The organism is Streptomyces sp. NPDC048600 (assembly GCF_055587025.1).
This window is the reverse complement of the sequence record NZ_JBVJGZ010000027.1, coordinates 25,202-44,392: the sequence shown is the minus strand read 5'-3', so window position 1 is coordinate 44,392 and position 19,191 is coordinate 25,202. Positions and strand designations below refer to the sequence as shown.

The window sequence follows — 19,191 nt, the reverse complement described above, 5'->3', positions numbered from 1 at the left end:
GATGCCCAGGTTCCCCCATGTGAAGCAGGACTTCGCGGCGTCGCTCGTGGTGTTCCTCGTCGCCCTGCCGTTATGTGTCGGCGTGGCCGTCGCCTCCGGGGTCCCGGCCGAACTCGGCCTGGTCACCGGCATCGTGGGCGGCCTCGTCACCGGCGTGCTGCGCGGCAGCAGCCTCCAGGTGTCCGGGCCCGCCGCCGGACTGACCGTGCTGGTCTTCGAGGCCGTCTCCGACTTCGGCCTCGCCGTGCTCGCCGTGATGGTGCTGGCGACCGGTCTGTTGCAGATGCTCATGGGCGCGCTGAGACTCGGGCGCTGGTTCCGGGCCATTTCCGTCTCCGTCGTCGAGGGAATGCTGGCCGGAATCGGACTGGTGCTCATCGCCGGACAGTTGTACGCCGCCGCGGACGCCGAGGCGCCCGCCTCCGGCCTGGCGAAGATCGCGGGCGCGCCCGGCGCGCTGGCCGGCGCCTTCCGGGACACCGGGGCGCTCGCCTCGCTGCTCCTCGGCACCGGCACCATCGCCGTGCTGGTGCTGTGGCGCCGTCTGCCGCACCGGGTGCGCGCGGTGCCGGGGCCGCTCGCCGCGGTCGGCCTGGCGACCCTGGCCGTCCTCGTCCTGGACCTGCCGGTGGCCACCGTGGAGGTGCGCGGGCTGTTCGACTCGATCAGCCTGCCGTCCGCCGGCACCCTCGGCGAGCTGGCCGACCCCGGGGTGCTCGCCACCATCGTGGCGTTCACCATGATCGCCTCCGCGGAGTCGCTGTTCAGCGCGGCCGCCGTGGATCGGCTGCACACCGGGCCGCGCACCGAGTACGACAAGGAGCTGGTCGCGCAGGGCGCGGGCAACACCGTCAGCGGCCTGCTCGGCGCGCTGCCGCTGACCGCCGTGATCGTGCGCAGCGCGGCCAACGTCCAGGCGGGCGCCCGCACCAAGGCCTCCCGTGTGCTGCACGGCCTCTGGCTGCTGCTGTGCGCGGCGCTGCTGCCGCAGGCCCTGGCGTACATACCCCTCCCGGCGCTGGCGGGCATCCTCATCCACGCCGGAGCCAGGCTGATCCCGCTGCGCTCGATCGGGGCGCTGTGGCGCGAGCACCGGGGCGAGGCCGTGATCCTCGCGGTCACGGCACTGGCGATCGTCGCGGTCAGCATGTTCGAGGGCGTGCTCATCGGCCTGGGCCTGGCCGTGGTGAAGACGGCGTGGGACGCCTCGCACATCCGTCTCGACGTCGTCGACAAGGGCGCGGGCCCGGTCCAGGCGTTCCTGTCGGGCAACGCGACCTTCCTGCGGCTGCCGAGGATCCTCGACAGCCTGGAGGCCCTGCCGAAGGACCGCCCGGTGGAGCTGGACCTGTCCGGCCTGCACCACCTGGACCACGCCTTCCGCACGGCCCTGGAGGGCTGGGCCGAGCGGCACAGCGCGGCGGGCACGGAACCGGTGAAGGTCACCGCTCCGCAGGGCCCGGCCACGGCCACCGCTCCACAGGGCCCGGCGACGGCCACCACCACGCCGTAACGCCCGGTACGGACGGTCCCGCTCCGAACGCAGAAGCCCGCCCCGGTGCCCGGTCCACGGCCGCTCATGGCCTCGGACCGGGCACCGGGCATATCGTGACAGGAAGGGAAACACGGGCCTCTCGACGAGGAGGTCGTCATGGTCCAGGAGCTGCTCGCGGTGCTCGCGGGAGCCGGTGCGGCCGGGCTGGTGTACTTCGCGGCGGCGGCACGGGTGGTCAAACAGTACGAGCGCGGAGTGGTCTTCCGGCTCGGGCGGTTGCGCGGGACGGCCCGCAACCCGGGGCTGACGATGATCGTGCCCGGCGTGGACCGCATCCGCCGGGTCAACCTCCAGATCGTCACCATGCCGGTGCCCGCCCAGGAGGGCATCACCCGCGACAACGTCACCGTGCGCGTCGACGCGGTCGTGTACTTCAGGGTGGTGGACGCCGCCGCCGCGATCGTCAACGTCGAGGACTACCGGTTCGCCGTCTCCCAGATGGCGCAGACCTCGCTGCGGTCCATCATCGGCAAGAGCGACCTGGACGATCTGCTGTCCAACCGCGAGAAGCTCAACGAGGGCCTGGAACTGATGATCGACAGCCCCGCCATCGGCTGGGGCGTGCAGATCGACCGCGTGGAGATCAAGGACGTGTCGCTGCCGGAGTCCATGAAGCGCTCCATGGCCCGGCAGGCCGAGGCCGACCGGGAGCGCCGCGCCCGGGTCATCAACGCCGACGCCGAGCTCCAGGCCTCGAAGAAGCTGGCCGAGGCCGCCAAGCAGATGTCCGAGACCCCGGCGGCTCTCCAACTGAGGCTGCTCCAGACGGTGGTGGCCGTGGCCGCCGAGAAGAACTCCACCCTGGTGCTGCCGTTCCCCGTGGAGCTGCTGCGCTTCCTGGAACGGGCCCAACAGGCCCCGCCGGAAAGGTGACTTCCGCGACGCGTGTCGTTCCCGCGCGGCGCCGCCGGTGGTACACACGCTTGGTCAGTCCTGTCCGCCAACAGGAAGGCCAGTACATGTCCATGACGCGTCGTCAGGCTCTCGCGCGGTCCGGGGCCGTGGGAGCCGGCATCGCCTTCACCGGCGCTCTCTCGGAACTGTTCGCCGGTTCGGCCGCCGCCGGCGGTCCGGGCCGCCACGGCTACGGCCCCCTGCTGCCCGACCCGCAGGGCCTGCTCGATCTGCCGGAAGGTTTCCGCTACCGGGTGCTCTCCCGCGAGGGCGACCCGCTGCGCTCCGGCGAGGGCCCGGTGCCCTCCCACCACGACGGCATGACCGCACTGCCCGGCCGGGGCGGCCGGGTCCATCTCGTCCGCAACCACGAGAACCGCGTCACCGCCCCGATCGGCGTCCCCACCGTCCCCGGCCTGACCTACGACCCGGCCGGCAAGGGCGGCTGCACCGCACTGGCGCTGGACGCGCGCGGGAACGTACTGGCCGAGCGGGTGGCGATCGCCGGCACGGCCGTCAACTGCGCGGGCGGGCCCACACCCTGGCACACCTGGCTGACCTGCGAGGAGACCGAGGACAGGGCCGGCACCAACGGGTACGCCAAGGACCACGGCTACATCTTCGAGGTGGACCCCGCCGACCCGCACCGCAGCGGCGCGGTCCCCCTGAAGGCCATGGGCCGCTTCCAGCACGAGGCGATCGCCGTCGACCCGCGCCACGGCATCGTCTACGAGACCGAGGACGCCTTCGACAAGCCGTTCGGCCTGTTCTACCGCTTCCTGCCCAACAAGCCGCTCGGCGGTCACGGCTCGCTGCGCGCGGGCGGCCGGCTCCAGGCGATGCGGGTGCCGGGGGTGCCCGACCTGTCGGTGATCCAGGAGGCGGGCACCCGCTTCCAGCGGGTCGAGTGGGTGGACGTCCCCGACCCGCTGGCGGCCCGGACCCCGATCCGGTTCCAGGACTTCGGCCCGCGCGGTGTCACCCACGCACAGAAGCTGGAGGGCTGTTACTGGGGCCGTCACTCCGTCTACTTCGTGTCGTCCTTCGCGCGCCGCGCCGCCGGTTCGGGCGCCGACCACTACGGCCAGGTCTGGCGCTACGACCCGGCCCACCACCACCTCACCCTGGTGATCGTCTTCGGCCCGGACACGGACGTGCAGCTGCCGGGCGAGTCCCCCGACAACATCTGCCTGTCCCCCGCGGGCGGCCTGATGGTCTGCGAGGACGGCGGCGGCGCCCAGCACGTCTACGGTGTCAACCGGCGCGGCGACGTCTACCCCGTGGCCCGCAACCGCCAGAACACCGGCACTCCCGAGGCCCCCGAGTGGGGCGAGTTCGCCGGGGCCGTCTTCTCCCCGGACTGGCGGACGATGTACCTCAACTGCTACGACCCAGGCACCACCTTCGCCGTGACCGGCCCCTGGCACCACTGACGGACACCGGCCGCCGGGGGGGCCCGCCCGGGTGACGCGGGCCCGCCATCGGGCGCACGGGCGGCGTGGATCGTCCGACCACCCGATCGTCACTCCTACGTTCGTACGGTGATCCCCTCCGTACGACGCGTCCGGCGTCTCACCGCCGTCTGCGTGCTCTCCTCGGTCCTCGCCTCGTGCGGCGCCCCCGAGGCACCGCGCGGCCCGGCCGGGGCGGTGCGCCCGGCCCCCTCCGCCGCGCCGTCCCGGCCGCCCACGCTCGCCCCGGGCCCGGCGGGCCTGACGCCCGTCTTCCGCAACGGCCCCCGCACCGGGGGCAGGACGGTCGCGCTGACCTTCGACGCCGACATGACCGCGGGCAGGGCGACCGGGCCGCGGCGGGCGAGCGCTTCGACAATCCCTCGCTGATCGCCGCCCTGCGCGCGCTCCGGGTGCCGGCGACCGTGTTCATGACCGGCCGGTGGGCGGAGCAGTACCCGGACCAGGCCCGGGCCATCGGCCGCGACCCGCTCTTCGAGGTCGCCAACCACTCCTACAGCCACTACGCCTTCACCGGCGGCTGCTACGGCCTGCCGGACCTGCCCGCAGCCCGGATGCGGGCCGACGTGGAGCGCGCGTACACCGCCTTCCGCACGGCGGGGATCGAGGACGCCATGCCCTACTTCCGCTTCCCCGGCGGCTGTTACGACCGCGCGGCCCTGCGCGCCCTGGCACCCGCCGGGGTCACCGCCGTGCAGTGGGACGTGGTCGGCGGGGACGCGTTCGCGACGGACTCCGGGGCCGTGGCCCGGCAGGTGCTGGACGGGGTGCGGCCGGGCTCCGTCGTCGTGCTGCACTGCACGCGCAGCGCCGCCCCGGCCACCGAACGGGCCGTGCGCGAGATCGTCCCCGAGCTGCGGCGGCGGGGCTACCGCTTCGTGAAGGTCTCGGAGCTGGTCGCCGCCGCGGGGCGGCCGTCAGCCTGAGCAGGCCGTGCGCTGGGCCTCCTGCCACTCGCACACCGGGCACAGCGTGATGCCCTTGTACGACTCCGGGTACTCGGTGGCCTCCCGGCACTGCACGCACTCCGCGTAGGGCGGGCCGTCCGCCTTCGGGGGCTTCGTGGCGTCGATCAGACAGTAGTTGTCGTCGCTCATGCCTCCAGGGTAGGCCGCCGCCGCGAGGTGCCCGGGGGCCATGCCTCCGGCGTGGCCGATCACGTGATCGGCCACGCGCCCGGGGTTGGCACACTGGTGGGCGTGACCAGTGAGAGCCCCTTCCGTACCGCGCCCGGTGACCGTGACCTGGCGCCGCAGTTCGTGCTGCCCCTCGTCGTCCGCATCGAGCGGGGTGATCCGCCCGCGCGTACGGACGCGCTGGAGACGGCGGCGCGCGCGGTGCTCACGATCCTCTCCGACGAGCGGTCGGCGGGCGACGGGGAGTGGGCGCGGGCCATGAGCGACTGGCAGGACGCCCGTATCCGCAAGGTCGTGCGGCGGGCCCGTGGCGCGGAGTGGCGGCGGGCCGAGGCGCTGGACGGGATCACGGTGACGGGGAAGGCGGCGCAGGTGCGGGTGTTCCCGCCGGTGCCGCTGGACGGCTGGCCGAAGGACCTCGCCCGGCTCCAGGTGTCGGGCACCGACCTGGACGATCCCGGGGCCCCGGTCGCGGCGGACCCGGTCGCGCCCGTGCTGTGGATGAACCCCGGGGTGGAGATGTCGGCCGGCAAGGCGATGGCCCAGGCCGGACACGGCGCCCAGCTCGCCTGGTGGGAGCTGTCCGGCGAGGAGCGCGCCGCCTGGCGCGAGGCCGGCCACCCGCTCGCCGTGCGCACCGCCGAGCCGGACCGGTGGAGCGAACTGACCGCGGGCGGCCTGCCGTTGGTCCGGGACGCGGGCTTCACCGAGGTGGCGCCGGGCAGTTGCACGGTGGTGGCGGAGGGCGGCAGCCGCTTCTGCTCCCGACTGCGGCTGCCACGGCCGTAGAAGGGCGGGGCGGGGCCCTCGCGCGGCCGGCGCCGAATCGCCCGGCACGCGCTTGAACATTCCGGGGACACCGCACGTACCCCTGTGCGCTGGCCGTGCATCACCTGCCCCAGCGACCAGTCGGTTTCCCCAGGAGGCTTCCTTGCGGCGTATCAACGGTACGGCCTTCATCATCGCGGCCCTTGTCGCCACCGTCGGCGCGCTCGCCTTCCCCGTATGGTCCTACGCGGACCGCTCGGGGACAGGTCAGGCGAACCTTGACGCCGGGACGGTGAACACACGGTGGGGGCCGCTGACGGCCTCCGACCGGGATCTGATCGTCCGGGTGCGGCTGGCGGGGCTGTGGGAGCTGCCGGCCGGGCAGCAGGCCATCGAGCGGGCGCCGAGCGCGGCGATCAAGGAGGCCGGCGACCACCTGATCGTCGGTCACACCGACCTGGACAAGCGGGTGCGGATCGTGGCGGCGCAGCTCGGCGTCGCGCTGCCGAACCAGCCCACCGATCAGCAGCAGGGCTGGCTCCAGGAGATGACCGCGGCGACCGGCCCGGAGTACGAGTACAAGTTCGTCAACCTGCTGCGGTCCGCGCACGGCAAGATCTTCCCGGCCATCGGCGCGGTGCGGAACAGCACCCGCAACACCCTGGTGCGTCAGCTCGCGTCCGACGCCAACCAGACCGTGCTCGACCACATCACGATCCTGGAGAAGACCGGCAAGGTCGACTTCGACGCCATCGCCAACGACGCGGCGAACGCCTCGACCGCCAGCCCCACGGGTCCGCCGCCGCCGGTGCCGGGCCAGCCCGTGCCGTCGGCGCCCGTCGCCGGGCCGACCGGGGACATCCAGACGACCTCGCGGCCCTCGCCGGGCGCGCCCGGCACGGTCAACACGGGCCGGCCGGACCCGGTGGACTCCGAGGGCTTCCTCCAATAGTGCCCGCCCCGAGGCCGGGGTACCGCCGGTCGGTGCCCCAACCTCAAATGTTGCTCTGAAGGCGCCCGCGGCGGGGTTCGTGCCCCGGCCGCGGGGCCATACCCCCCACAACACACGCCGGGAGCGGCGGCCTGCACGGAAACGACGGGGGAGGGACCGTGGAGCGACTGGGGACGGGGATCGGCTGGCGGCCGGAGATCGCGGACGCCGTGGAAGCGATGCCGGGGATCGACTGGGTCGAGGTGGTCGCCGAGAACGTCTGCCCGGGGCATCTGCCCGAGTCCCTGCTGCGGCTGCGCGAGCGCGGGGTGACCGTCGTCCCGCACGGGGTGGCGCTCGGCCTCGGCGGCGCGGACCGGCCCGACGAGGAGCGGCTGACCGCGCTCGCCGAGCGGGCCGAGGCCCTGGGCTCGCCGCTGGTCACCGAGCACATCGCGTTCGTCCGCGCGGGCGGGCCGCTGACCGCGTCCCCGCGTCTGGAGGCCGGGCACCTGCTGCCCGTGCCGCGCACCCGGGACGCCCTCGACGTGCTGTGCGAGAACATCCGTATCGCCCAGGACGCGCTGCCCGTGCCGCTGGCCGTCGAGAACATCGCCGCGCTGATCGGCTGGCCGGGCGAGGAGATGACCGAGGGCCAGTTCCTGTACGACCTGGCCGACCGCACCGGCGTACGGCTGCTGATCGACGTGGCCAACCTGCACACCAATCACGTCAACCGCGGCGAGGACCCCGCCAAGGCGCTCGCCGAGCTCCCCCTCGAAGCCATCGCGTACGTGCATGTCGCCGGCGGTTTCGAGCGCGACGGGGTCTGGCACGACAGCCACGCCCACCCGGTCCCCCGGCCCGTCCTCGGCATCCTGGAGGACCTCGCCTCCCGCGTCTCGCCGCCGGGCGTCCTGCTGGAGCGCGACGAGAACTTCCCCGGGCCGGGCGAGCTGGAGCGGGAACTGGAGTCGATCCGGGGTGCGGTGGAGGCGGGGCGCGCCGCACGCGAGGCGGCCGGGAGTGCCGGTCATGTCGCCGGAGCCGGAGTCACGGAGGACCGCCCCGGCCGCGGCCCCTCGTCCGACGAGGCACCCCGCCAGCGTCTCGGGCTCGCGCAGGCGGCCCTGCTGTCGGCGCTGGTGGCCGGGACGCCCGTGCCCGAGGGGTTCGACCGGGCGCGGCTGCGGGTACAGGCGCGGGCACTGGCCGCGAAGCGGGCGGACGTGGTGGCGAAGGTGGCGCCGGAGCTGCCGGAGATCCTCGGCGCGGGCTACCGTGCCGCGTTCCTCGGTTACGCCCAGCGGCGCCCGATGACCGGCGGCTACCGGCACGACGCCCTGGCCTTCGCCGAGCATGTGCTGAACGAGGGCGGGGCCGAGGACGCCCGCGTGCGGCGGGAGCTGCGCACCTGGTGGCTCGACCGCTCGGGCCCGGCCCCGCGGGCCCGCCCGCACGCCCGTCTCGCGCGGGCCACGCGCAAGGTGCTGCTGCGCCGCTGACCTGGCCCTTTCGGCCGTGGCTGAAATGTGCCGCGGCTAACACCCTCGCCGGTACGCCTGTTTCGGCCGTCTCCGCCCCGCTTTGGCGTCGCGCCGGAGCTCCTGTTCGCTCCACGATGACCGAGTTGCAAGGTTCTGTCCCCGTACGGAAGTTGGCCTGAAGTCCGCAGTAATATGCCAACCCCGCACCAGAAACGTACTAGCGTGCGGTGCCGCAACAGGAGGCACCATGCGACCGCGACCGCCCATCTCCGGCAGAGGCGTGTTCAACGGCACCGGGCTCATCGTCGCGGGTCTGACCGCGACGCTGCTGGCCCTCGTCTTCCCGCTCTGGTCGTACGCCGACCGCTCGGGCACCGGCCCCGACGTGCTCGCCGACCAGTCGGTGCAGACCCGGTTCGGCCCGTTGTCCGCGCTGGACCGGGAGTTCGTCACCAAGGTCCGCCTGGCGGGCCTGTGGGAGCTGCCGGCCGGCCAGCAGGCACAGGAGAAGGGCACCACCCAGGCCGTCCGCACCGCGGGACAGCATCTGGTCGACGGCCATGTGTTCCTCGACGACCGGGTGCGCGACGTGGCCAAGCGGCTCGGCCTGGAGCTGCCCAACGAGCCCAACGAGCAGCAGCAGGCCTGGCTCGGCACGCTCGACGCGGCGCAGGGCACCACGTACGACCGCGAGTTCGCCAACATCCTGCGGCTCGCGCACGGCAGGGTCTTCGGCGTGGTCGCCCAGGTCCGCGCGAGCACCCGCAACTCGCTGGTGCGCCAGCTCGCCGACGACGCCAACTCCACCGTGCTGGACCACATCAAGGTCCTGGAGGCCACGGGATACGTCGACTTCGACCAGCTGGCCCGCGACATGGCGGCCACCAGCACCCCGCCGATCACCAGCTCCCCCGCCCCGCCGGGCCCGACCGCCGACCCGGCGCCCGCCGTGCCGATGACCCCGCCGCACTCGCCGAGCTACGCGCTGCCGCCCGCGGCGACCAGCCCGCCCACACCGCGGCAGTCGTAGCGGACAGGCGAACGGAACGTCACCCACCCGCCACACCGCGTCCGGATGGTGAACGGGGCATGGCAATTCTTCGGCCTCTGGCATAGAAACGCAGGATGTTCTGGGTCCTCTTCCTGCTGTTGGCCTGGGCCGCCGCCGGCCTCACCTGCACCCGGCTGTGCCTGGCCGCGGTACGCGCCGCGGCCGCGGAGGCGAGCGCCCCTCGCGCCGACGGACACCATGAGCTGACCCTCTACGAGGCGGCGTTCCTGTCCGGCGGCCCCCGCCGGGTCGCCGATCTGACGCTGGTGTCGATGGCCCGTCAGCGACGGCTGCTGCTCGCGCACACCGGCTGGGCGACGGTGGTCGACCCGCGCGGACGCGACGAGATGGAGCGTTCGGTGCTCGGGGCGATCGGCCCGCGGGGCCAGTCCCGGATAGCGCCGGTCCGCACCGCCGCGGCCGCCGCCGACTCCGTGCGCGCCCTGTCCGAACGCCTGGTCGGCGCGGGACTCGCGGTGCCCGACGCCGGCCGCTCCACGGTCGCCTCGGCCGTGCGCCAGGTGTGGGCCGCCGTCGTGGTGGTGCCGGTGCTCGGCGCGGCCGCGCTGCTGCTGCCCGTACCGGAGGACATGCCGCGGCATCTGATGGCGCTGTGGTTCGCGCTGCCCCTCGTGCTCGCCCTCGGCTGTCTGGCGATAGCCCGGTTCGAGACGCACCCCTACTCCCGCTGGGCCTCCCCCGCCGGGCAGCGTCTGCTCGGCGCGCTGGCCCGGCACGGCGACGGGAGCGGCGACCGGGCCTTTCTTACCTCCGTCGCGATGCTCGGCGTCCGGGCGGTCGGCGAACCGGATCTGCGCGCGGCGTTCGAACACCGTGAGGAGTACCTGGGGCGGGAGCGCGACCAGGACGGGTGACGGCGCGCACCCGTACGGGGCGCACAAGGGGCATCGGGGCCGACACCGGGCGGGCGGTGCTTGCCTTGCCCGGCCGCCGAACGAACCATCCCTTGTGTCGCCGCCGTGCACCGAAGGGATCCGCGATGAGAGCTGCCGTCCGTCACTCGGCCGCCGGAGCGTCGGCCGCCGCGCTGCTGCTGACCACCCTCGCCGCGGCTCCGGCCGGGAGCGCCACCGGCGGCCCCGGCGCCGCCGGGCCGCTCTCCCGTCCGGCGGCCGAACTGCGCGGCACCGCCGTCGCCGCCGCCCGCGCGGGCGCGGCCGGGATCGAGTTCGGCAGATGCTCCGAGGCGCAGGACATGCCCGGCAGCATGCAGTGCGGCACGGTCACCGTCCCGCTCGACTACGCCCGGCCCGACGGCAGACAGATCCGGCTCACCGTCAGCCGGGTCCGGGCCACCCAGCGCGACCCGTTCAACAGCAAGCACAAGGTGCCCCGCCAGGGCGCCCTGGTCTTCAACCCGGGCGGTCCCGGCTCCTCCGGCTTCTACTTCCCGCTGATCGGCCTGATGCCGGAGTGGAAGCGCCTGGCCGCCGCCTACGACCTCGTCGGCTACGCCCCGCGCGGCGTCGGCCGCTCCGCGCCGCTGTCCTGCCAGGACCCGAAGCGGTACTTCAAGGGGCCCTCCCCGGCCCCGACCCACCCCTCGGAGTCGTACAAACGGGAACGCATCGCTCGGGCCAAGGCCTACGCGCGCGGCTGCGCGGAGCGCAACGGCAGCGCGCTGCGGCACTACCACTCCCTCAACAACGCCCGTGACCTCGACGTCCTGCGCGCGGCCCTCGGCGAGAGCCGGCTGACCTTCATGGGCGCCTCCTACGGCACCTACTTCGGAGCGCTGTACGCGGCGATGTTCCCCTCGCACGTGCGGCGGATGGTGTTCGACTCCCCCGTGAACCCCGACCCGGAGCGGATCTGGTACCGCAACAACCTCGCGCAGTCGGCCGCGTTCGAGGACCGCTGGACCGACTTCCGGGAGTGGATCGCCCGGCACGACAAGGTCTACGGCCTCGGGAACACCGCGGCGAAGGTGCTGCGCAGCTACGAACGGGCCCGGGCCCGGCTGTCGGCGGAGCCCGCGGGCGGCGAGGTGGGGCCGGGCCAGCTGCAGGGTGCCTTCCTCCAGGCCGGCTACTACGACGACTTCTGGCCGCTGCGGGCCGAGGCGCTGTCGGCGTACCTCGAGGGCGATCCGCAGCTGCTGGTCGACGTGGCCGGGCCGGTCCGGGAGGCGGCCGCGGAGGCGGAGAACTCGGCCGCGGTGTACTCGGCCGTGGAGTGCAACGACGCGCCCTGGCCGCGGGACTGGAAGGTGTGGGACCGGGACAACACCCGGCTGGCCCGGGTGGCGCCGTTCGAGACCTGGGACAACGTCTGGGCGAATCTGCCCTGCGCGTACTGGCCCGCGCCGCAGCAGCGTGCCCTGGACGTGCGGACCGGGCCGGGTGAGCTGCCGCCGCTGCTGATCCTGTCCGCGGAGCGGGACGCGGCCGCGCCGTACGAGGGGGCGCTGGAGCTGCACCGGCGGCTGGCCGGTTCGGTGCTGGTGACCGAGCGGGACGCGGGGTCCCACGGGGTGGCCGGCGGGCCGAACCGGTGCGTCAACGCCTACCTGGAGGCGTATCTGCTGGAGGGGCGGACGCCGGCGCGGCGTGCCGCGTGCGCGGGGCGGGCGGAGCCTGTTCCCTCGCCGTCGGAGTGACGGTCTGCGGGGAAAAGACGCCCGCCCGATGCCGGTCGCGCCCGGGGCGCGGAGCCGCCGATCGATGCGGCCCCGCGCCCCTGGGCGCTCAGGCCAGGCCCGCCACCAGCTCGGCCACGTCCTTCCTCCTGCCGGTGAAGAAGGGGACCTCCTCGCGGACGTGCAGGCGAGCCTCGGAGGCCCGCAGGTGACGCATCAGGTCGACGATGCGGTACAGCTCGTCCGCCTCGAAGGCCAGCAGCCACTCGTAGTCGCCCAGCGAGAACGAGGCGACCGTGTTGGCGCGCACGTCGGGGTAGCCGCGGGCCATCTTGCCGTGGTCGGCGAGCATCCGGCGGCGGTCCTCCTCGGGCAGGAGGTACCAGTCGTAGGACCGCACGAAGGGGTAGACGCTGACATAGTTCCGCGGCGTCTCGTCGGCGAGGAACGCCGGAATGTGCGAGCGGTTGAACTCGGCGGGGCGGTGCAGCGCCATGTTCGACCACACCGGCTTCAGCGCGCGGCCGAGCCTGGTGCGGCGGAAGAGGTTGTACGCCTCCTGGAGCTGGTCGGCCGTCTCGGCGTGCCACCAGATCATGAGGTCGGCGTCGGCGCGCAGGCCGGAGACGTCGTAGGTGCCGCGGACGGTGACGTCCTTGGCGGCGAGCTGGTCGAACAGCTCCTGGACCTCTTCGGCGTAGCCCGCGCGGTCCTCGGGGAGCACGTCCTTCAGCTGGAAGACGGACCACAGGGTGTAGCGGATGACCTCGTTGAGGTCCTTGGCCAGCTTGCCCTTGTTCGGGATCCGGTCGGGGCCGGTGGTGGGGGCGTCGTCACTCATGGTCCCTATTCTCCCGCTCCGCCGTGGAGACTCTGCACCGGGGCGGCCGTCAGCGCGGTCACGGCGGTGAGGTCGCCGTCCAGCTGGTCGACCGCCGCGTGGGCGCTCGCGACGCAGGCGGGGACGCCGACGCCGTCGTAGGCCGCGCCGCACACGGCGAGGGCGGGCAGCGCGGCGACGTGCTCGCGGATGCGGGCCACGCGCGCGTGGTGGCCGACCGGGTACTGGGGCAGACCGTCCGTCCAGCGGGTGACGCGGGTGTCGAGCGGGACGGCGTCCAGCCCGGTCGCCTCGCGCAGGTCGTGCCGGGAGACGTCGACGAGGGCGGCGTCGGGGCGGTCGAGGATCTCGGTCTCGCGGTGCCGGCCGACGGAGGTGCGCAGCACGGCCACGTCCGGGTTCTCGGCGTCGATCCAGCCCCACTTCTGCGAGGCGAAGGTGGAGGCCTTGATCGTGCGTCCGTCGACGGGCGGGACCAGGAAGCCGCTGCCCTCGGGCAGGCGCACGTCGGCGCGCCGGTAGGCGAGGGTGACCAGGGCCATCGAGGCGTACTCGACGGCGGTCAGCTCGGCCGCGGCGGCGGGGGCCTCGGCGCGCAGCAGCGCCGCGGCGGCGGGGGCAGGCACGGCGACGACGACGCCGTCGGCGTGCAGCGCCCGGTCCGCGGTGACGACGCGCCAGCCGTCCTGCTCGCGGCGCAGTTCCGTCACGCGCGTGTGGGTGAGGATCTCGCCGCCGCGCGCGCGGACCGACTCGGCGACCGCGAGGGGCAGCCGGCCCACGCCTCCGGCGATGCCGAGGAACACGGGCCCGGTCTGCTGCGCGGCGGCCGCGGCGGCCTGGATCTCGCGCACGGCCTCGGTCAGCGAGGTGTGCCGCTGGGCGGCCTGGAACAGCTGCGGGACGGCCGAGCGCATCGAGATGCGGTAGGCGTCGCCCGCGTACACCCCGCCCAGGAGCGGTTCGACGAGCCGGTCGACGACCTCGCGGCCGAGCCGGGCGGCGACGAACTCGCCGACCGCGATGTCGTCGCCGGTCTCGGTGCGCGGCAGTTCGTCGTCGGCCTCGATGCGCTTCAGTCCCTCGTCGGACAGCACTCCGGCCAGGGCGGCAGCGGTGCCGGGGACGCCCATGACATGGCCCTTGGGCATGGGGCGCAGCGCGCCGCGGGTCCAGAGCGAGGCGGTGGCGGTGGCGGGCGGCTGGAGGCTGTCGGCGAGGCCGGTCTCGCGGGCCAGGGCGACCGCCTCGGGGCGGCGGGCCAGCAGCGACTCGGCGCCGAGGTCCACCCGCGCGCCCGCGATCTCGCCGGGCAGCAGCTTGCCGCCGACCCGGTGGGAGGCCTCCAGCACGGTCACCGTCGCGCCGCGCCCGAGCAGCCGGTGGGCGGCGGCCAGCCCGGCGATCCCGGCCCCGATGACGACGACATGCCTGTTCCGCGTGCCTTGTGCGCTCATGCCCCCACCCTCTCATCCGGCACCGGCGCTCCGGCCGGGCCCTCCGGCCCGGCCGAAGGTCCCCGGCGGGCCCGCGCCCGGGGTCTCGTGGCCCCGCCGAGTCCCGACCGTGACGGGTTCGGAACCGCGGCGGGCGAACGAGCCGGGCGGGCCGGTGCGTCAAAGGGGCGTCAGCATTCTCAGCCTTGGGGGGTAGGCCCATGCACGTACGTACGGCACGATCCGCGCAGGTTCTCGCGGGGGTCCTGCTCGCCGCGGCCCTGGCGATGACCGGGTGCAGCGGCGCGTCCGACTCCGGCGGGTCGTCCGACGCCGCCAAGGTTCAGGCCCAGCCCGAGCAGGCGGCCGGGCAGGGCCCCGAGAACGCCGACGCGGCGTCCGGCCGCACGGCGCCTCCCGCGCCCGTTCCGGTGAACGACATCATCCGCACGGCCTCGCTGACCGTGCAGGTCAAGGACGTCCCGAAAGCCCTGGAGGAGGCCCGAACGGTCGCCGAGGGCGCGGGCGGCTATGTGGGCCGGGAGAGCACCACCCGTGACTCCGGGGGCCGCGAGCGTACCCGTGTGGTGCTGCGGGTGCCGGTCGAGGCCTACGCCGAGGTGCTCGACGACCTGGAGGGTTCGGGGAAGCTGCTGGAGCGCACCGCCCGGGCGGAGGACGTCACCGACCAGGTCGTCGACGTGGAGAGCCGCATCAGGACGCAGCGCGCGAGCGTGGCCCGGATCCGGGAGCTGATGGACCGGGCCACCCGGCTCACCGACGTCGTGCAGCTGGAGGGCGAGCTGAGTGCCCGCCAGTCCGACCTGGAGGCGCTGCTGGCGCGGCAGGTGTCCCTGAAGGACCGTACGAGCCTCGCGACGATCACGGTGTCGCTGAGCGAGACGCCGGTGGAGCGGGTGGCCGAGGACGACGACCCGGGCTTCGTCGACGCCCTGTCGGGCGGCTGGGACGCGTTTCTGACGACCCTGCGATGGATCGCGCTGGTGCTGGGCGCGGTGCTGCCGTTCGCGGCGGCGCTGGGTCTGCTCGCGCTGCTGTGGCTGCGGGTCGTACGGCCCCGGCTGCCCCGCGCGGCGGAGCCCGCGCCCACGGCGGGCGCGCCCGGCCCGCTGCCCGCGTTCGGCGCGCGTCCCGCGGCCGGGGAGCGGCCCGGCGGCGCGACGGAGGGGGACGGGCGGGACTGAAATGCTGTGGCCCCGTAGCGTGTTCGCATGACCATGAACGGTGGGACGGGGAACGCGGGCAGGCGCCTGGTCGTGATCGGCGGGGACGCGGCGGGCATGTCCGCGGCGTCCCGGGCACGCCGGCTCAGGGGCCCGGACGAGCTGGAGATCGTGGCGTTCGAGCGCGGCCCCTTCACCTCCTACTCGGCATGCGGGATCCCGTACTGGGTGGGCGGTGACGTGGCCGACCGGGACGAGCTGATCGCCCGTTCCCCCGCGGAGCACCGGGCGCGCGGCATCGGTCTGCGGCTGCGCACGGAGGTCGTGGAGATCGACGTGGCGGGGCGGCGGGTACGCGCGCGTGACGTCGACACCGGGGCCGAGGACTGGACGTCGTACGACGATCTGGTGATCGCCACGGGGGCCCGTCCGGTCCGCCCGGACATGCCGGGGGCATACGCGCCGGGCGTGCACGGGGTGCAGACCCTGGACGACGGGCAGGCGCTGCTGGACACGCTGGAGCGCACGCGCGGGCGGCGGGCGGTGGTGGTCGGCGCCGGGTACATCGGCGTGGAGATGGCCGACGCGCTGATCAACCGCGGGTTCGAGGTCACGGTCGTGAACCGGGGCAGCGAGCCGATGTCGACGCTCGACCCGGACATGGGCCGTCTGGTGCACCGGGCGATGACGGGCCTCGGTATCACCATGGTCGACGACGCCGAGGTCACCGGGTTCCCCACCGGCGAGGACGGCCGGGTCCGCGCGGTGACCACCGCCGACGCCGAGTACCCGGCGGACGTGGTGGTCCTGGGCATCGGTGTCCGCCCGGAGACGGCCCTGGCGCGCGCGGCGGGGCTGCCGCTGGGCGAGCACGGCGGACTGCTCACCGACCTCGCGATGCGAGTGCGCGGCCACGGGAACATCTGGGCGGGCGGCGACTGCGTGGAGGTCCTCGACCTCGTCTCGGGCCGCGAACGCCATATCGCCCTGGGCACCCACGCCAACAAGCACGGCCAGGTCATCGGCACCAACGTCGGCGGCGGTTACGCCACCTTCCCCGGTGTGGTCGGCACGGCGGTCAGCAAGGTCTGCGACCTGGAGATCGCCCGCACGGGCCTGCGGGAGAAGGACGCCCGACGGGCGGGACTGCGGTTCGAGACGGTCACGGTCGAGTCCACCAGCCGCGCGGGGTACTACCCGGGCGCCTCTCCCATGACCGTCAAGATGCTCGCCGAGCACGGCACGGGCCGACTGCTCGGCGTCCAGATCGTCGGCCGGGAGGGCGCCGCCAAGCGCGTCGACATCGCCGCCGTCGCCCTGACCGCGCGGATGACGGTGGACCAGATGACGGCCCTGGACCTGGGCTACGCCCCGCCGTTCAGCCCCGTGTGGGACCCGGTGCTGGTGGCGGCGCGCAAGGCGGCGGCGAAGGTGCGGCAGGGGTGAAGGGGAAGGGTGACGGGGTGGGGTGACCGGGAGAGGGGCCGGGCGGGGGTCAGGCCGACCCGGACACCCTGGGCAGGGTGGACACCGCGGCCGGTTCGCTCGGCTTGGCGTGCGCGGCCGTCGCGGGCCGCGAGCGGAGCCGGTGGCTGACGGCCTCGTCCAGGGTCACCGGCCGCTTCATCTGCATGGCCAGCCGGCCCGCCTCCTGGCCCAGCCGGGCCACGTCCTCCCAGGGCAACCGCACCACCAGAGCGATCTCGGCCTCGCCGTCGGGCAGGGCGTGCATGGTGGGACCGACTTGCTCGTTCATCGCCATGCCGAGTCATACGCACGCACGCGCGCCCGTGTTCACCGGTTCACCGCCCGGATCCAGGGCAGAAGTCCACCGTGGTCATCCCCGTCCATGACGTGAACCCGGTGCGCCGCACCCCCTGGGTGACGTACGCCCTGATCGCCACGAACGTCCTCGTGTTCCTCTACATGCCCTACCGCGGCGGGACCCTGGCGGACACCTGCGGCATGCGGGCGTTCCTGGACCAGTACGCGGTGGTCCCCCGGGAACTGATCCAGCACCAGCTGCCGCGGCTGGTGCCGACCGGGGACGTGGGCATGGGCGCGCGGGGCGCGGGCTGTGTGATCGCGCCGCCGGGCTACGACAAGTCGCCGGAGTTCAGCGTGCTGACGGCGATGTTCCTGCACGGCGGCCTGCTGCATCTGCTGGGCAACATGCTGTTCCTGATGATCTTCGGGAACAACATAGAGGACCGCATGGGCCACGTGCGCTTCGCGCTGTTCTACGCCGCCTGCGGCTACGCGGCCACCTACGGCTTCGCGGTGCTCGACGCGGATTCGGCCGAACCGCTGATCGGGGCGTCGGGGGCGGTCGCCGGAGTGCTGGGGGCGTACCTGGTGCTGTATCCGAGGGCCCGTGTCTGGGTCCTCGTGCCCTTCCTGATCTTCCTGCCGCTGCGGCTGCCCGCCTGGATCGTGCTGGGCTTCTGGTTCGTGCTCCAGGCCGTGTACTCCTCCGGGGAGGCCGTCGAGGGCACCGCCACGGTGGCGTACGCGGCGCATGTCGCCGGCTTCCTGGCGGGCATGCTGCTGGCCTGGCCGCTGCGGCCCGGCACCCCGCCGCCCCCGGAGCCGCGCGGCCTGCTGTTCGGCAGGAACGCCCGGCCCCGGCAGACCTGGTGAGGCCCGGAGGCCGTTCGTCAGCGGGCGGTGCGGGTGTGGACGTAGTCCACCAGCCGGGTGAGCGCGTCGGGGTCGGTGGACGGCATGACGCCGTGGCCGAGGTTGAAGACGTGGCCCTCCAGACTCGCGGCGGAGTCGAGGACCTCCTGAGCCTTGGTCTCGACGGCCTCGCGGGTGGCGAACAGGACCGTCGGGTCCAGGTTGCCCTGGAGGGCCTTGCCGGGGCCGACGCGGCGGGCGGCCTCGTCCAGGCGCACCCGCCAGTCGACGCCGACGACGTCCGCGCCGGCCTCGCCCATCGGACCGAGCAGTTCACCGGTGCCGACACCGAAGTGGATGCGCGGCACACCGTAGGACTCGACGGCCCGGAAGACCTTCGCCGAGGCGGGCAGCACGGAGCGCCGGTAGTCGGCGGGGGCGAGGGCACCCGCCCAGGAGTCGAACAGCTGGACGGCGCTGGCGCCCGCCTCGATCTGCACCTTCAGGAACCCGGCGGTGATGTCCGCGAGGCGGTCGAGCAGGTCGGCCCAGAGCTCGGGGTCGCCGAACATCATCGCCTTGGCGTTCTCGTACGTCCGCGACGGACCGCCCTCGACCAGGTAGCTCGCGAGGGTGAACGGGGCACCGGCGAAACCGATCAGCGGAGTGGCGCCGAGCTCGCGGGTGAGCATGCCGATGGCCTCGGTGACGTAGGAGACGTCCTCGGGCGTGAGGTCGCGCAGCTGGGCGAGGTCCTCGCGGGTACGGATGGGGCGCTCGACGACCGGGCCGACACCGGGCTTGATGTCGAGGTCGATGCCGATGGCCTTGAGCGGGACGACGATGTCGCTGAAGTAGATCGCCGCGTCGACGCCGTGCCGACGGACCGGCTGGAGCGTGATCTCGGTGACCAGGTCGGGGCGCATGCAGGAGTCGAGCATCCCGACGCCCTCGCGGACCTTGCGGTACTCCGGCAGCGAGCGCCCGGCCTGCCGCATGAACCACACCGGCGTGTGCGGTACGGGTTCACGCCTGCACGCCTTCAGGAAGGCGGAGTCGTAGGTGGCTGTCGGCTGCTGGCCCGCAGGGCTTCCGTTGGCACTCACGCCGGAAAGTCTCCCACGGCCCCGGAGCGGACACGGCCGCGCCCGGACGCCGGGGGCCCGGCCCGCACCGCACCCGAGGTGACCGGCCGCGCCCCGGCCGGGTGTCTTGCCC

Annotated in this window: 17 protein-coding genes and 1 pseudogene; 13 read left to right on the top strand and 5 right to left on the bottom strand. The window is 74.0% G+C overall.

Features of this window, described 5'->3' with window-relative positions; translation table 11 throughout:
• Position 1 precedes the first annotated feature (1 nt).
• From ACZ6SQ_RS29935 to ACZ6SQ_RS29920, 4 genes and pseudogenes are all read left to right on the top strand, one after another.
• Positions 2 to 1,513, top strand: a complete 1,512-nt coding sequence (locus ACZ6SQ_RS29935; RefSeq protein WP_469567517.1) for a SulP family inorganic anion transporter — start codon at positions 2 to 4, stop codon at positions 1,511 to 1,513.
• A gap of 138 nt (positions 1,514 to 1,651) precedes the next feature.
• Positions 1,652 to 2,428 (top strand): slipin family protein, encoded by a 777-nt coding sequence (locus tag ACZ6SQ_RS29930; RefSeq protein ID WP_469567515.1) that lies wholly within the window; start codon positions 1,652 to 1,654, stop codon positions 2,426 to 2,428.
• 86 nt (positions 2,429 to 2,514) lie between these two features.
• Positions 2,515 to 3,882, top strand: a complete 1,368-nt coding sequence (locus ACZ6SQ_RS29925; protein WP_469567513.1) for an alkaline phosphatase PhoX — start codon at positions 2,515 to 2,517, stop codon at positions 3,880 to 3,882.
• A 111-nt stretch (positions 3,883 to 3,993) separates the two neighbouring features.
• A pseudogene (locus ACZ6SQ_RS29920) lies at positions 3,994 to 4,847 on the top strand (polysaccharide deacetylase family protein).
• On the opposite strand, the gene ACZ6SQ_RS29915 reads toward ACZ6SQ_RS29920, so the two are convergent.
• The gene (locus ACZ6SQ_RS29915) at positions 4,839 to 5,018 is read right to left on the bottom strand and encodes a hypothetical protein (RefSeq protein WP_386380858.1); all 180 of its coding nucleotides are present in this window, start codon (positions 5,016 to 5,018) and stop codon (positions 4,839 to 4,841) included. The pseudogene ACZ6SQ_RS29920 and the gene ACZ6SQ_RS29915 sit on opposite strands and share 9 nt — an antisense overlap.
• Positions 5,019 to 5,120: 102 nt before the next feature.
• Between ACZ6SQ_RS29915 and ACZ6SQ_RS29910 the strand changes: the two genes are divergently transcribed.
• From ACZ6SQ_RS29910 to ACZ6SQ_RS29885, 6 genes are all read left to right on the top strand, one after another.
• Positions 5,121 to 5,846: a peptidyl-tRNA hydrolase gene (locus tag ACZ6SQ_RS29910; RefSeq protein WP_469567510.1), complete on the top strand. Its 726-nt coding sequence runs from the start codon at positions 5,121 to 5,123 to the stop codon at positions 5,844 to 5,846.
• Between the two features lie 142 nt (positions 5,847 to 5,988).
• Complete coding sequence (locus tag ACZ6SQ_RS29905) at positions 5,989 to 6,777, top strand: DUF4142 domain-containing protein (RefSeq protein ID WP_469567508.1); 789 nt, start codon at positions 5,989 to 5,991, stop codon at positions 6,775 to 6,777.
• A 158-nt stretch (positions 6,778 to 6,935) separates the two neighbouring features.
• On the top strand, positions 6,936 to 8,261 hold the full coding sequence (locus tag ACZ6SQ_RS29900; RefSeq protein WP_469567505.1) for an MbnB/TglH/ChrH family RiPP precursor modification enzyme: 1,326 nt from the start codon (positions 6,936 to 6,938) through the stop codon (positions 8,259 to 8,261).
• Positions 8,262 to 8,490: 229 nt separating this feature from the next.
• Positions 8,491 to 9,273 (top strand): DUF4142 domain-containing protein, encoded by a 783-nt coding sequence (locus ACZ6SQ_RS29895; protein ID WP_469567502.1) that lies wholly within the window; start codon positions 8,491 to 8,493, stop codon positions 9,271 to 9,273.
• Between the two features lie 95 nt (positions 9,274 to 9,368).
• Positions 9,369 to 10,169 (top strand): TIGR04222 domain-containing membrane protein, encoded by an 801-nt coding sequence (locus ACZ6SQ_RS29890; protein ID WP_469567500.1) that lies wholly within the window; start codon positions 9,369 to 9,371, stop codon positions 10,167 to 10,169.
• Between the two features lie 125 nt (positions 10,170 to 10,294).
• On the top strand, positions 10,295 to 11,914 hold the full coding sequence (locus ACZ6SQ_RS29885; RefSeq protein ID WP_469567497.1) for an alpha/beta hydrolase: 1,620 nt from the start codon (positions 10,295 to 10,297) through the stop codon (positions 11,912 to 11,914).
• An 88-nt stretch (positions 11,915 to 12,002) separates the two neighbouring features.
• Here the strand turns inward: ACZ6SQ_RS29885 and hemQ are convergent, their stop codons facing one another.
• Entirely contained in the window at positions 12,003 to 12,734 is a 732-nt protein-coding gene (gene hemQ, locus ACZ6SQ_RS29880) for a hydrogen peroxide-dependent heme synthase (protein ID WP_386380851.1), read from the bottom strand.
• Positions 12,735 to 12,739: 5 nt separating this feature from the next.
• The gene (hemG, locus tag ACZ6SQ_RS29875; RefSeq protein WP_469567495.1) at positions 12,740 to 14,191 is read right to left on the bottom strand and encodes a protoporphyrinogen oxidase; all 1,452 of its coding nucleotides are present in this window, start codon (positions 14,189 to 14,191) and stop codon (positions 12,740 to 12,742) included.
• A 200-nt stretch (positions 14,192 to 14,391) separates the two neighbouring features.
• Between hemG and ACZ6SQ_RS29870 the strand changes: the two genes are divergently transcribed.
• Both ACZ6SQ_RS29870 and ACZ6SQ_RS29865 read left to right on the top strand, forming a co-directional pair.
• Positions 14,392 to 15,375, top strand: coding sequence for a DUF4349 domain-containing protein (locus ACZ6SQ_RS29870; protein ID WP_469567493.1), 984 nt, complete (start codon positions 14,392 to 14,394; stop codon positions 15,373 to 15,375).
• A 27-nt stretch (positions 15,376 to 15,402) separates the two neighbouring features.
• Positions 15,403 to 16,800 carry an FAD-dependent oxidoreductase gene (locus ACZ6SQ_RS29865; protein ID WP_469567490.1) on the top strand — a complete coding sequence of 466 codons (1,398 nt, stop codon included), beginning with the start codon at positions 15,403 to 15,405 and terminating at the stop codon, positions 16,798 to 16,800.
• 49 nt (positions 16,801 to 16,849) lie between these two features.
• Here the strand turns inward: ACZ6SQ_RS29865 and ACZ6SQ_RS29860 are convergent, their stop codons facing one another.
• On the bottom strand, positions 16,850 to 17,110 hold the full coding sequence (locus tag ACZ6SQ_RS29860) for a hypothetical protein (protein ID WP_386380847.1): 261 nt from the start codon (positions 17,108 to 17,110) through the stop codon (positions 16,850 to 16,852).
• A gap of 77 nt (positions 17,111 to 17,187) precedes the next feature.
• On the opposite strand from ACZ6SQ_RS29860, the gene ACZ6SQ_RS29855 reads away from it, so the two are divergent.
• On the top strand, positions 17,188 to 17,994 hold the full coding sequence (locus tag ACZ6SQ_RS29855) for a rhomboid family intramembrane serine protease (RefSeq protein WP_469567487.1): 807 nt from the start codon (positions 17,188 to 17,190) through the stop codon (positions 17,992 to 17,994).
• Positions 17,995 to 18,011: 17 nt separating this feature from the next.
• On the opposite strand, the gene hemE is transcribed toward ACZ6SQ_RS29855, so the two are convergent.
• Positions 18,012 to 19,079, bottom strand: coding sequence for a uroporphyrinogen decarboxylase (hemE, locus tag ACZ6SQ_RS29850; RefSeq protein WP_469567485.1), 1,068 nt, complete (start codon positions 19,077 to 19,079; stop codon positions 18,012 to 18,014).
• Positions 19,080 to 19,191 lie beyond the last annotated feature (112 nt).

Bases quoted from the DNA above. Each gene is read 5' to 3' on its own strand.
- ACZ6SQ_RS29935 (WP_469567517.1), top strand. From the start codon at position 2: ATGCCCAGGTTCCCCCATGTGAAGCAGGACTTCGCGGCGTCGCTCGTG.
- ACZ6SQ_RS29930 (WP_469567515.1), top strand. From the start codon at position 1,652: ATGGTCCAGGAGCTGCTCGCGGTGCTCGCGGGAGCCGGTGCGGCCGGG.
- ACZ6SQ_RS29925 (WP_469567513.1), top strand. From the start codon at position 2,515: ATGTCCATGACGCGTCGTCAGGCTCTCGCGCGGTCCGGGGCCGTGGGA.
- ACZ6SQ_RS29915 (WP_386380858.1), bottom strand. From the start codon at position 5,018: ATGAGCGACGACAACTACTGTCTGATCGACGCCACGAAGCCCCCGAAG.
- ACZ6SQ_RS29895 (WP_469567502.1), top strand. From the start codon at position 8,491: ATGCGACCGCGACCGCCCATCTCCGGCAGAGGCGTGTTCAACGGCACC.
- ACZ6SQ_RS29890 (WP_469567500.1), top strand. From the start codon at position 9,369: ATGTTCTGGGTCCTCTTCCTGCTGTTGGCCTGGGCCGCCGCCGGCCTC.
- ACZ6SQ_RS29885 (WP_469567497.1), top strand. From the start codon at position 10,295: ATGAGAGCTGCCGTCCGTCACTCGGCCGCCGGAGCGTCGGCCGCCGCG.
- hemQ (WP_386380851.1), bottom strand. From the start codon at position 12,734: ATGAGTGACGACGCCCCCACCACCGGCCCCGACCGGATCCCGAACAAG.
- hemG (WP_469567495.1), bottom strand. From the start codon at position 14,191: ATGAGCGCACAAGGCACGCGGAACAGGCATGTCGTCGTCATCGGGGCC.
- ACZ6SQ_RS29870 (WP_469567493.1), top strand. From the start codon at position 14,392: ATGCACGTACGTACGGCACGATCCGCGCAGGTTCTCGCGGGGGTCCTG.
- ACZ6SQ_RS29865 (WP_469567490.1), top strand. From the start codon at position 15,403: ATGACCATGAACGGTGGGACGGGGAACGCGGGCAGGCGCCTGGTCGTG.
- ACZ6SQ_RS29860 (WP_386380847.1), bottom strand. From the start codon at position 17,110: ATGAACGAGCAAGTCGGTCCCACCATGCACGCCCTGCCCGACGGCGAG.